Genomic DNA, 12,505 nt, shown 5'->3' on the forward strand with positions numbered 1-12,505 from the left:
GTCGTGCAGACCCACGAGATCCGTCGCCGCTTCCTGGACCATTTCGAGAACTTGGGCCACACCCCGGTGCCCAGTGCCTCGCTGGTTCTCGACGATCCGAATCTGCTCTTCATCAACGCCGGCATGGTGCAGTTCGTGCCGTACTTCCTGGGTCAGCGCACCCCGCCGTTCGATCGCGCCGTCAGTGTCCAGAAGTGCGTGCGTACCGGCGACATCGAGAACGTCGGTGTCACCACCCGGCACAACACGTTCTTCCAGATGGCCGGCAACTTCTCCTTCGGCGACTACTTCAAGCGCGAGGTCATCGGGTTCGCCTGGACGCTGCTGACCTCCTCCGTGGAGGACGGCGGATACGGCTTCGACCCCGAGCGCATCTGGGCCACCGCGTATCTCGACGACGACGAGGCCATCCGGATCTGGAAGGACGTCGCCGGTCTGCCCGACGAGCGCATCCAGCGCCGCGGGATGGCGGACAACTACTGGTCGATGGGCATCCCCGGCCCCTGCGGACCCTGTTCGGAGATCTACTACGACCGCGGACCCGAGTACGGCCGCGACGGCGGTCCGGAAGCGGACGAGGATCGCTACATCGAGATCTGGAACCTCGTGTTCATGCAGAACGAGCGCGGCCAGGGGACCGGCAAGGACGACTTCGAGATCCTGGGACCCCTGCCGCGCAAGAACATCGACACCGGCATGGGTGTCGAGCGCGTCGCGTTCCTGCTCCAGGAGGTCGACAACGTCTACGAGACGGACCTCGTGCGCCCGGTGATCACGGAGGCGGAGCGGCTCTCCGGCCGCACCTACGGCGAGAATCACGAGGCGGACGTGCGCTTCCGCGTCATCGCCGACCATGCGCGGACCGCTGTCATGCTGATCGCCGACGGCGTCACCCCGGGCAACGACGGGCGGGGCTACGTCCTGCGACGGCTGCTGCGCCGCATCGTGCGCAGCGCCCGCCTGCTCGGCGCGACCGATCCGTCGATGTCGCGGTTCGTCACCGTCGTGCGCGACACGATGGCCGAGTCCTACCCGGAACTGGTCGAGGACTTCGCGCGCATCGAGTCCGTCGCCGTGGGGGAGGAGAGGGCGTTTCTCACCACCCTGACCTCCGGTTCCAAGCTGTTCGAGACCACCGCCCAGTCGGTCACCGCCGCCGGCGGGACGCGCATCGGTGGCTCCGAGGCGTTCGTGTTGCACGACACCTACGGGTTCCCCATCGACCTCACCCTGGAGATGGCCGCCGAGGCGGGTCTCGAGGTCGACGAGGACGGCTTCCGCACCCTCATGGCGGAGCAGCGCAGTCGCGCCAAGGCGGACGCACAGGCACGCAAGCACGCGCACACCGACCTGTCGGTGTACAAGGAGTTCGTCGATCGCGGGCCCACCGAATTCACCGGTTTCGACGAGCTCGACACCGAGGCCTCCGTGCTCGCCCTCATCTCCGGTGGCGTTCGCGTCCCCACCGCGGCCGCGGGGGAGGACGTCGACGTGATCCTCGACCGCACGCCGCTCTACGCGGAGGCCGGCGGCCAGCTCGCGGACATCGGCACGATCACCGGACCGGGCCTCCGTGTCACCGTGCGGGACGTGCAGAAGATCGCCAAGACCGTGTGGGTGCACAAGGTCACCGTCGACGAGGGGCAGCTGACCGAGGGTGACACCGTCACCGCGCACACCGATCCCCAGTGGCGCCGCGGTGCCACTCAGGGCCACTCCGGCACCCACCTCGTGGGTGGCGCGCTCCGGCAGATCCTCGGTCCGAACGCGGTGCAGGCCGGATCGCTGAACAAGCCCGGCTACCTGCGCTTCGACTTCACCTACCAGGGCGGGCTGAGCGAGTCCCAGCGCGAGGACATCGAGGCGGTCACCAACGACGCCGTCGGGTCCGACTATCCGGTCAACACGTTCACGACCGGTCTCGACGAGGCCAAGGAGATGGGCGCGCAGGCACTGTTCGGCGAGAACTACGGCGACGAGGTCCGCGTCGTGGAGATCGGCGGACCGTTCTCCCTCGAACTGTGCGGCGGCACCCACGTGCAGCACTCGTCGCAGATCGGCCCGGTCACCATCCTCGGCGAATCCTCGGTCGGCTCGGGGGTACGCCGCGTCGAGGCGTTCGTCGGACTGGACTCGTACCGGTACCTCGCGAAGGAGCGTGCGCTGCTCGCCGGTCTCGCCACATCGCTGAAGGTGCCCACCGACGAGGTGCCCGCGCGAGTGGAGAACCTCGTCGAGCGTCTGCGCGTCGCCGAGAAGGAACTCGAGGCCACGCGTGCTGCCGCGGTGCTGTCCTCCGCCGGATCGTATGTCGATGCAGCGCGGACGGTCGGAACGGTGCGGGTGGTCGCTGCCCCCGCGCCGACGGGTGTCGCCGCGGGTGACCTGCGCACACTCGCGTTGGACATCCGTGGCCGCTTCGGATCCGAGCCGGCCGTGGTCGCGCTCTTCGGCGACGTCGACGGCAAGGTGCCGTTCGTCGTCGCCACCACCTCCGGTGCGCGCGATCTCGGGATCGCCGCCGGTGAGCTGGTCTCGTCGTTCGGCCCGGCCATCGGTGGACGCGGCGGCGGGAAGGCCGACGCCGCCCAGGGGTCCGGCACCGACGCCGCCGGCATCCCCGCGGCGATCGACGCGGTCACCGCACGTATCGGCGAGATCGCGTCCTGACCGTGCCGCTCCGCGACGTCGTGCCGGACCGGCCCGGGGCCGACGATCCGGGACGGGGGCGTCGTCTCGGGATCGACGTGGGCAGCGTCCGCATCGGCGTTGCGTCCTCCGATCCCGACGGCGTCCTCGCGACGCCGGTGGAGACCGTGGCGCGTGCTCCGAAGACTCATCCCGACGCGTCCGACGTGCGACGCATCGTCGCGCTCGCCAACGAGTACGAGGCGGTGGAGATCGTCGTCGGGCTTCCGCGCACCCTGCGTGGGGAGCGCGGGAAGGCCGCCGACATCGCTGTCCGGTTCGCCCGAGTTCTCGGACGCGCCCTTCCCGGCACGCCGGTTCGCCTCGCGGACGAACGCTTGACTACGGTGAGTGCGGCGCGCGGACTTCGTGACAGCGGAATCCGGGCCCGGAATCAACGGTCGGTGATCGACCAGGCCGCAGCCGTGGCGATTCTGCAGGGGTGGCTCGACGAACGTCGGCGGCTCGAGCGCGACGACACGACCGTGCTGGACGAGACGGAGGGGGCACCGATGCCCGACAACGGTGACGACGGCGCGGGAGCCACGCAGTGAACGACGGCGCAGGAGCCACGCAGTGAACGACGGCGCAGGAGCCACGCAGTGAACGACGAGTGGGACACCGACCGCATCCCCGTGGTCCGGGAGGACCGAGGGCGCGACGGATCGCGAGAGCGTCGCCCGAGCGACGGGTCGGGTGCGGCGCGGCCACGCCCGGTGGGTGAGCGAGGCGGACCCACGCCGACGTCCGGTCGGGCGGGTACCCGACGCCGCCGGGCCGCGGAGGGTCGGCGGCGTCGCGCGCGCGTCGTCGGCGGTCTCGCGGTGATCGCGCTGGTGGTGCTGGTCGGCGCGGCCGGTGTGTGGGCGTTCTCGGCGTTCCGGGGTGGCCCGGAGCCGGCGGCGGACTTCGCCGGACCCGGCGGCGCCACCGTCGTCGTCGCGGTCCAGCCCGGGGACACCGCCGAGCAGATCGCGGAGGAGATGGCCGACAAGGGCGTCACCGCGTCCTCCGGCGCGTTCTACGAAGCAGCGCTGCAGAACTCGGCGATCACCGCGGTCCAGCCGGGCTTCTACCGACTGCAGGAGGGACTGCCGGCCGCGGACGCGGTGGCCACACTGGTGGATCCCGCCGCGCGTGTGGGTCAGATCCAGATTGCCGAGGGGCGACAGTTGCACGACACCACCGACGTCAACACCGGCGCCGTACGCAAGGGTATCTACACCTTGATCGCCGAGGCGAGTTGCGCTGTGGGCGAGGGTGTTCCGTGCGTGACCTACCAGCAGCTCGACGAGGCCGGGGCGGGCGATCCCGCCGAGCTCGGTGTCGCCGACTGGGCCCGCGACGCCGTGTCGCGCGTCCCCGATCGCGATCGCCAGCTCGAGGGGCTGATCGCCGCGGGCACCTGGAACGTCGACCCCAGCGCCAGTCCCGCGGAGATGATCCGTCAGCTGGTCACCGAGAGCGCCGAACTCTACGAGAGCACCGGACTGCTCGAGACCGGGGCGACCTCCGGCCTCGACCCCTATCAGGTGCTGGTCGCGGCATCGCTCATCGAACGCGAGTCCCTTCCCCAGGACTTCGCGAAGGTGGCCCGAGTCATCCTCAACCGGCTCGCGATCGGGCAGAAGCTCGAGTTCGACTCCACCGTCAACTACGCCCTGGACACCACCGAAGTGGCCACCACGGACGTGGACCGCGGCACGGTCACCCCGTGGAACACGTACGCGAGCGAAGGCCTGCCGGCCACCCCGATCTGCTCGCCGGGCGTCGGCGCCGTGCAGGCCGCCGAGAATCCGGAACCGGGCAACTGGCTCTACTTCGTGACCATCAACGCGCAGGGCGAGACGCTCTTCACCGACAATTATCAGACGCACCTCGACAACATCCAGAAGGTCGAGGGCGGATTCCTGGACAGTGGGCGCTGAGCGGTGGACGCCGACACCGGGCCCCGCCGGGCGGCCGTTCTCGGGTCGCCGATCGCCCATTCCCGGTCGCCGATCGTGCACCGAGCCGCGTTCGCCGCGCTCGGGCTGACCGACTGGACGTACGAGCGCATCGAGTGCACCGCCGACGAGCTCGCGCCGCTCCTCGACTCCTTCGGCCCCGAGTGGGTGGGGGTCTCGGTCACGATGCCCGGCAAGTTCGCCGCGCTGGCGTACGCCACCGAGCGCACCGCGCGCGCGGACGCGGTCGGGTCGGCCAACACCCTCGTCCGCATCCCCGACGGATGGCGCGCCGACTGCACGGACGTCGACGGCGTGACGGGCGCGCTCGGTACCGTCGGCGTCACCGATCTCACCGGCGCGTCCGTGGTCGTCGTGGGGGCGGGGGGCACGTCGCGGCCCGCGCTGGTCGCGGCCGCCGACCGCGGCGCCACCTCCGTCACCGTCGTCTCTCGCGATCGCGGGCGCGCGGCCGGAGCACTCGACTGCGCCGCGCGATGCGGTCTCGACGCCCGGTGGGCCGATCTCGCGGACCCCGGACTCGGCGACACCCTCGCGGGCGCCGCCGTCGTGATCTCCACGGTGCCGGCGGACGGCGCCGAGGCACTGGTGCCCGTTGCCGGAGACGTCGCGGTGCTGCTCGACGCCATCTACGACCCGTGGCCGACACCGTTCGCCGCGGCCGTCGAGCGAGCCGGGGGAATCGTGGTGGGCGGAGTGCAGATGCTGCTCCACCAGGCCTTCGGCCAGACCGAGCAGTTCACGGGCCGTCCCGCTCCGCGCGAGGTGATGACGCGGGCACTGCTGGGCGACTGACCGCCGTCCGTCGCGCGGGCGCTTCTCCCCGGGTGGGCGACCGTCCCCGGGGCACTGTTCGCGGCCCTGCCGGGGCGCGCCCGGATGCGAGCGTCGACCCGTGGTCGAACCCGTCCTCCCGCTCTGGGCCGTCGTCGCGGCCGCCTCGGTTCTCGGTGTCCTCGCCGTCGCGACCATCGGGCGATGGACACGGCCCACCCCGGCGGACCACGCGGCGGTCGCATTCGCGTGCGGGTGTGCCGCGGTCTCGAGTGGCGGGTCCGGGATCGCGGAGACCGCGGCCGTCGTCGCCCTCACGGCGTGGGCCGGGGTGCTGTGCGTCGTGGACGCTCACCTGCTCCGTCTGCCGGACGAGCTGACCCTGCCTGCGGCCGCGGCCGTGATCCTCGCCGCGGACCACCCGGGTCCGGCGATCGTCGGGGCGGCGACGTACGCGGCACTGCACTGGCTGGTCGCCGCGGCGGTGCCGGGTGCGGTCGGCGGCGGCGACGTCAAGCTGTGTCTGGCACTCGGCGCGGTGGGTGGGCAGGCCGGGACCGAGGTGTGGGTGTCGGCGGCCGTCCTGGCGCCGATCCTCGGACTGGTCGCGGCGGCCGCCGCGGCCGGTGTGGGCGCCCGCGGCCCGTATCCGTACGGACCGCCACTGTGCGCGGCGACCCTGGTGGCGTGGCTCGGCGCCGCGACGTGAAAAGATGGGACTCGTGTTGCGATGGATCACGGCCGGCGAGTCCCACGGCCCTGCACTGGTGTCGGTTCTCGAGGGCATGGTCGCCGGAGTCGAGGTGACCAGCGAGGACATTGCCGCTCAGCTCGCCCGGCGGCGTCTCGGGTACGGCCGCGGTGCGCGCATGAAGTTCGAGGCCGACCAGGTGACCGTGATCGGCGGTGTGCGGCACGGCCGCACCCTCGGTGGTCCCGTCGCGATCGAGGTCGGCAACACCGAGTGGCCCAAGTGGGAGCAGGTCATGTCGGCCGACCCGGTCGACCCTGACGTGCTGGCCGACCTCGCCCGCAACGCCCCTCTCACTCGCCCCCGGCCGGGCCACGCCGACTACTCCGGCATGCTCAAGTACGGCTTCGACGATGCCCGTCCGGTCCTCGAACGCGCCTCCGCACGGGAGACCGCGGCCCGCGTCGCGGTGGGCACCGTCGCGCGCGCCTTCCTGCGCCAGGTCCTGGGCGTGGAGGTGCTCTCCCACGTCGTGTCGATCGGCGCATCGGAGCCGTACGTCGGGCCGGAGCCGCAGCCCGGCGACCTCGAGGCGATCGACGCCAGCCCGGTGCGTGCCCTGAACTCCGCGACGGAGCAGTCGATGATCGCCGAGATCGAGGCCGCCAAGCGCGACGGCGACACGCTCGGCGGTGTCGTGGAGGTGGTGGTTCACGGCCTGCCCGTCGGACTGGGCTCGTTCGTCACCGGTGACAGCAAACTCGACGCCCGGCTCGCCGCGGCGCTCATGGGCATCCAGGCCATCAAGGGTGTCGAGGTGGGCGACGGTTTCGAGACGGCGCGACGGCGCGGCAGCGCCGCCCACGACGAGATCACGCCGGGTGACGACGGCATCGTCCGCTCCACCAACCGTGCCGGCGGTCTCGAGGGTGGCATGACCAACGGTGCCCCGCTGCGTGTGCGGGCGGCGATGAAGCCCATCTCGACGGTGCCGCGGGCTCTGTCGACGGTGGACATGTCGACGGGTGAGCAGGCCGTCGCGATCCATCAGCGCAGCGACGTCTGCGCCGTCCCGGCGGCCGGTGTGGTCGCCGAGACCATGGTGGCCCTGGTGCTGGCGCAGGCGACCCTCGAGAAGTTCGGCGGGGATTCGGTGGCCGAGACCGCGGACAACGTGCGTCGCTACGTCGAGAACGTGTCCCAACGCCCCCCGCGATGACCGGGCAGGCCGGAGGCCGGTCGAGTGATACCGGGCAGGCCGGAGGCCGGTCGCAGGACACCGGGCAGGCCGGAGGCCGGTCGCAGGACACCGGGCAGGCCGGAGGCCGGTCGCAGGACACCGGGCAGGCCGGAGGCCGGTCGCAGGACACCGGGCAGGCCGGAGGCCGGTCGAGTGATACCGGGCAGGCCGGAGGCCGGTCGGATCCGCTGCCGGGAGTACGGCCGCGAGTGGTGTTGATCGGCCCGCCCGGCGCGGGGAAGTCGACGATCGGTCGGCGGGTCGCGAAGGCCCTGGGCGTGGAGCTGTACGACACCGACGCCGCGATCGAGGAGCGCACCGGCCGGACGATTCCGGACATCTTCGCCGTGGACGGCGAGGCGGCGTTCCGGGAGATCGAGGAGCAGGTCGTCGTCGAGTCGCTGCAGTCGCGGTCGGGTGTGGTGTCGCTCGGCGGGGGTGCCGTGCTGTCCCCTCGGACCCGGGCTGCGCTGCAGGGCCACACGGTGGTCTACCTCGAACTCGGCGTCGGGGAGGGACTGCGCCGGACGGGCGCGCTGAACGCGAACACCTCGCGCCCGTTGCTGACGGGCGTCGATCCGAAGGCGAAGTACCGAGAACTGATGCGGATTCGCCGTCCGCTGTATCGGGAGGCGGCGACGATTCGGATCCGGACGGACGGGCGTAGTCCGTCACGCGTCGTGGCGGCGGTGCTCGATCGCTTGGGTGCGCCGCGCGAGCCGGCGGAGGCCGGACCGGATCGGACCCGGCGCACCGGTGCCCGGCGGCGGTCCCGCCGCGGAACGGGGCGGTCCGGGACGCACCGATCGGGGTCGTCCCAACCCGGGGCGTCGCCCGCCACTCCCGATCACCCGACCACACCTTCGGGGCGACCCGCCCCCCGATCGCAGGAGCCGACATGAGCCCGGACACCGACGGACGCAGCGACACCGACACCGGATCGGTCACGGGATCCGAGCCGGTGACGATCACCGTGAACTCGGCGGATCCGTATCCCGTCGTCATCGGCCGCGGTCTGCTGACGGAGTTGGTGGATCAGCTGCGCGGGACGCGAACGGTCGCGATCTTCCACCAGCCGCCCCTCGCCGAGACGGCGGAGGTGGTGCGGGCCGCTCTCGCGGAGACGGGTGTGGATGCGCATCGCATCGAGATCCCCGACGCGGAGGACGGCAAGGAACTGCCCGTCGCAGGGTTCTGCTGGGAGGTCCTCGGCCGGATCGGGCTGACCCGCAGTGACGCCGTCGTCGGGCTCGGCGGTGGAGCCGCGACGGACCTGGCCGGCTTCGTCGCCGCCACGTGGATGCGCGGGGTGCGCGTGGTGCACGTGCCCACGACGCTGCTGGCGATGGTCGACGCGGCGGTGGGCGGCAAGACGGGGATCAACACCGACGCCGGCAAGAACCTGGTGGGCGCCTTCCACGAACCGTCCGCGGTGCTGGTGGACCTCGTGACCCTCGAGACGGTGCCGCGCCACGAGATCGTGGCCGGGATGGCCGAGGTGATCAAGACCGGATTCATCGCCGACCCGGTCATCCTGGATCTGATCGAGGCGGACCCGGAGGCGGCTCTCGATCCCACCGGCGACGTGCTGCCGGAGCTCGTCCGGCGGTCCATCGAGGTCAAGGCCCGGGTGGTGGCAGCGGATCTCAAGGAGTCGGATCTGCGGGAGATCCTCAACTACGGACACACCCTCGGGCACGCCATCGAGCGGCGTGAGAAGTACCGGTGGCGGCACGGCGCCGCGGTGTCGGTGGGCCTGGTGTTCGCGGCGGAACTCGCTCGCGTGGCCGGTCGCCTGTCCGACGAGGTGGCCGACCGCCACCGGCGCATTCTCGAGTCGGTGGGGCTACCGGTCGGTTACGACGGCGATGCCTTCGGTCAGTTGCTCGAGGGGATGCAGACCGACAAGAAGAACCGGAACGGTCTGCTGCGCTTCGTCGTCCTCGACGACCTGGCCAAGCCGGGACGTCTCGAGGGACCGGATCCGTCGTTGCTCGCCGCCGCGTACTCCGCGATCGCGCGCGACGCGGGACCGGCTTCGACGACCGTCCTGCTCTGAGTCCCTAGGACCGGTCGCGAGCCGGCGCGAAGACCTCGGTGTCGGCGGACGAGTCGGCGGACGAGTCGGCGTCGGCGCGTCGCTCGTCGGGATCGGCGGAGCGGGTGCGAGGTCCGTCGTTCACGCCGCGCCGCGCCCACCATCGGCCGATCGCGACGGAGACGGTCGCGGGAACGAAGACCAACAGCACGGTGAAGGCAGCACCGGCGGTGATCTCGAAGATCAGGGAGTTGGCGCTGACGGCGAGGTTCGCGATCGCGGTGAACAACCACGAGAGGAACCCGGCGGCGACGCCGGCGACCAGCGAGGCCTTCAGCCAGACCATGGTGTGATCGGTGGCGTCCTCGTCGCCGCGTCGACCGGCGGCGATGCCGTCGAGAGCGCCCCAGACGAGCGCGACGAGCAGCACCGCCACGAGGGTCAGTATCTGCAGCATCGACCCGCGGGTGGGCGCGGCTGCGACGGCCAGAGCCAGCACCACCCGGGCCACCACGTGAACGAGCGTCATCCCCACACCGCGTACCACCCAGCCAGTCATGGAGCACACAGTAGCCACCGCGTCGTGACGGCGGGCGCACACCGGCCAGGTCCGTGCCCGGACACGGCCCCGGATGCCCTGCGGCCGAGCGGTACGTTCGAGTGATGCTCTCCGCCGATCATGCCGCCCGCCGCGACGCCCTCCGTTCCCTCGTCCGCACCGAGGGATGGGACGCGATGCTGGTCACCGACCTGCTGAACGTGCGCTACCTGACGGGGTTCACGGGATCCAACGCGGCGCTGCTGGTGTCCGCGTCCGACACGGCGGCGGGCGAGGACGGCACGGTGATCTGCACCGACGGCCGCTACGTCACGCAGGTGGCCGCCCAGGTGCCCGATCTGCGGGCGGTGATCGACCGGGCGGGCCCGGTGCGCCTGCTCGCCGACACGCCCGCGCGGCGGGTGGGTTTCGAGTCGCACGTCGTGTCGGTCGACGACCACGCTCGGTGGGCCGAGGCGGCGGACGTCGAGTTGGTGCGTGCCGCGCGCCCGGTCGAGCAGTTGCGCGTCGTCAAGGACGAGGTCGAGGTCGCGCTGCTCCGGGAGGCGTGCGGGGTGGCCGACCGTGCCTTGGCCACCTTGATCGAGCGGGGCTCGCTCAGGCCCGGTCGAACGGAGAAGGACGTGGGTCTCGAGCTCGACCACACCATGCTCGAGCTGGGGGCCGACGGCATCTCGTTCGAGACCATCGTCGCCACGGGCGCCAATTCGGCTGTCCCGCATCATCGTCCGGACGCCACGGTGCTGCAGCACGGCGATCTGCTGAAGCTGGACTTCGGCGCCGAGGTGGGTGGTTACCACTCCGACATGACGCGTACGGTCGTGCTCGGTGCGGCGCAGGACTGGCAGCGCGAGCTGTACGAGCTGGTGGCGCGGTCGCAGGCCGCAGGTCGGGAGGCCCTCCGGCCGGGCGCCGAGGTGCGAGCGGTCGACGGCGCGGCGCGCGCCGTCATCGACGACGCCGGCCACGGTGAACTGTTCCTGCACGGCCTCGGACACGGCGTCGGTCTGGAGATCCACGAAGCGCCCGGAATCGGCGCCACCGGCACCGGTACACTGCTTGCCGGTGCAGCGGTGACGGTGGAGCCCGGCGTGTACTTCTCCGGTCGCGGAGGCGTACGGATCGAGGACACGCTCATCGTCCGTGAGGACGAGCCGGAACTGCTCACGCTGACCAGCAAGGACTTCACCGTCCTCTGACGGCCCCACCCCGCGCCCGCGTGCGGCGCGCGATGCGGTGTGCCGGACGGCGAGTCCGACGCGGGCGTGCACCACCCGGGATTTTCCACCGCGACACGAGGAGATGCGAAGCACGTGGCTTCCACCAGTGATTTCAAGAACGGGCTCGTCCTGAAGATCGACGGCCTGCTCTGGTCGATCATCGAGTTCCAGCACGTCAAGCCGGGCAAGGGCCCCGCCTTCGTCCGCACCAAGCTCAAGAACGTGACGTCGGGCAAGGTGGTCGACAAGACCTTCAACGCCGGCGTCAAGGTCGAGACCGCGACGGTGGACCGCCGCGACATGACGTACCTGTACCACGACGGCAGCGACTACGTCTTCATGGACGGCGACACCTACGACCAGATCTCGATCGGCGAGGCCACCATCGGCGACGGGGCGCGCTTCCTGCTCGAGAACATGACGGTGCAGGTCGCCATGCACGAGGGTCTGCCGCTCTACGTGGAGCTTCCCGTCACCGTCGAGCTCGTCGTCCAGCACACCGATCCCGGCCTGCAGGGTGACCGGTCCACCGGCGGAACCAAGCCGGCGACCCTCGAGACCGGCGCCGAGATCAACGTCCCGCTGTTCATCAACACCGGCGACAAGCTCAAGGTCGACTCGCGTGACGGCAACTACCTCGGGCGTGTGAATTCCTGAGTGAGCGAGTCCGCCAAGACCGGTCGCCCGGCACCGAAGAAGCTCGGCGCGCGGCACAAGGCGCGCAAGCGCGCCGTGGATTTCCTGTTCGAAGCGGAGGCGCGTGACCTCGACCCCGTGGCCCTGGCCGCGGACCGTCGTGCGCTCTCCGCGGAGGACGACGCCGTCGCTCCCGTCAACGTCTACACCGACACCCTGGTCGCGGGCGTCGCGGAGAGCCTCGACCGCATCGACTCGGTCATCTCCGACCACCTGCACCAGTGGACCCTGGCGCGCCTGCCGGCCGTCGACCGCGCCATCCTGCGCGTCGCGGTCTGGGAGTTGCTGAACGCGACCGACGTGCCGCCGGTGGTGGCCGTCGACGAGGCGGTGGAGTTGGCCAAGCAGCTCTCCACCGACGAGTCGCCGTCGTTCGTCAACGGGGTGCTCGGTCAGATCGTGTCGGTGGCGCCGCAGGTTCGTGCGGCCGCCGCCGCTCGGCCGGTGGCAGAGCAGACAGCCGCCGCTCGGCCGGCGGCAGAGCAGACAGCCGCTGCCAGGCCGGCGGCAGAGCAGCGTGACGACGTTCCGGGGGAGCGGACCGACTGACACCGAGCGCCGTGCGCCGTCGGGCGCATTGCTAGACTCTGCTCGTTCGACATCCTTTAACGATCCGTCCCGTGAGGCGGAGA

General features: G+C 71.3%; 11 protein-coding genes and 1 pseudogene. 11 read left to right on the forward strand and 1 reads right to left on the reverse strand.

Annotation, left to right across the window (positions count from 1 at the left end; genetic code table 11):
- Nucleotides 1-3 precede the first annotated feature (3 nt).
- From alaS to aroB, 8 genes and pseudogenes are all read left to right on the forward strand, one after another.
- Nucleotides 4-2,670, forward strand: a complete 2,667-nt coding sequence (gene alaS / locus RC2_RS13055; RefSeq protein WP_068150517.1) for an alanine--tRNA ligase — start codon at nt 4-6, stop codon at nt 2,668-2,670.
- Between the two features lie 2 nt (nt 2,671-2,672).
- Nucleotides 2,673-3,242 carry a Holliday junction resolvase RuvX gene (gene ruvX, locus RC2_RS13060; protein ID WP_068150458.1) on the forward strand — a complete coding sequence of 190 codons (570 nt, stop codon included), beginning with the start codon at nt 2,673-2,675 and terminating at the stop codon, nt 3,240-3,242.
- 48 nt (nt 3,243-3,290) lie between these two features.
- On the forward strand, nt 3,291-4,616 hold the full coding sequence (locus RC2_RS13065) for an endolytic transglycosylase MltG (protein WP_068150461.1): 1,326 nt from the start codon (nt 3,291-3,293) through the stop codon (nt 4,614-4,616).
- A gap of 3 nt (nt 4,617-4,619) precedes the next feature.
- Nucleotides 4,620-5,450, forward strand: a complete 831-nt coding sequence (locus RC2_RS13070) for a shikimate dehydrogenase (RefSeq protein ID WP_068150465.1) — start codon at nt 4,620-4,622, stop codon at nt 5,448-5,450.
- A gap of 100 nt (nt 5,451-5,550) precedes the next feature.
- A complete protein-coding gene (locus tag RC2_RS13075; protein ID WP_082895626.1) occupies nt 5,551-6,138 on the forward strand; it encodes a prepilin peptidase in 588 nt (195 codons plus the stop codon).
- Nucleotides 6,139-6,151: 13 nt separating this feature from the next.
- Nucleotides 6,152-7,339: a chorismate synthase gene (gene aroC, locus RC2_RS13080; protein WP_068150520.1), complete on the forward strand. Its 1,188-nt coding sequence runs from the start codon at nt 6,152-6,154 to the stop codon at nt 7,337-7,339.
- Between the two features lie 209 nt (nt 7,340-7,548).
- Nucleotides 7,549-8,064, forward strand: a pseudogene (locus RC2_RS18455) (shikimate kinase); the annotation flags it as partial.
- A 194-nt stretch (nt 8,065-8,258) separates the two neighbouring features.
- Complete coding sequence (gene aroB / locus RC2_RS13090; protein ID WP_068150471.1) at nt 8,259-9,419, forward strand: 3-dehydroquinate synthase; 1,161 nt, start codon at nt 8,259-8,261, stop codon at nt 9,417-9,419.
- Nucleotides 9,420-9,423: 4 nt separating this feature from the next.
- On the opposite strand, the gene RC2_RS13095 is transcribed toward aroB, so the two are convergent.
- Nucleotides 9,424-9,957: a B-4DMT family transporter gene (locus RC2_RS13095; protein WP_139277391.1), complete on the reverse strand. Its 534-nt coding sequence runs from the start codon at nt 9,955-9,957 to the stop codon at nt 9,424-9,426.
- 104 nt (nt 9,958-10,061) lie between these two features.
- Between RC2_RS13095 and RC2_RS13100 the strand changes: the two genes are divergently transcribed.
- The 3 genes from RC2_RS13100 to nusB all read left to right on the forward strand — a co-directional run bounded on the left by RC2_RS13100 (nt 10,062) and on the right by nusB (nt 12,422).
- Complete coding sequence (locus tag RC2_RS13100) at nt 10,062-11,156, forward strand: M24 family metallopeptidase (protein WP_068150477.1); 1,095 nt, start codon at nt 10,062-10,064, stop codon at nt 11,154-11,156.
- Nucleotides 11,157-11,270: 114 nt separating this feature from the next.
- Nucleotides 11,271-11,834, forward strand: a complete 564-nt coding sequence (gene efp, locus RC2_RS13105) for an elongation factor P (RefSeq protein WP_068150480.1) — start codon at nt 11,271-11,273, stop codon at nt 11,832-11,834.
- Nucleotides 11,835-12,422 (forward strand): transcription antitermination factor NusB, encoded by a 588-nt coding sequence (gene nusB, locus RC2_RS13110; RefSeq protein WP_068150481.1) that lies wholly within the window; start codon nt 11,835-11,837, stop codon nt 12,420-12,422.
- Nucleotides 12,423-12,505: the final 83 nt, after the last annotated feature.

The sequence above is a fragment of the Rhodococcoides corynebacterioides NBRC 14404 genome (assembly GCF_001894765.1).
GTDB lineage: Bacteria > Actinomycetota > Actinomycetes > Mycobacteriales > Mycobacteriaceae > Rhodococcoides > Rhodococcoides corynebacterioides.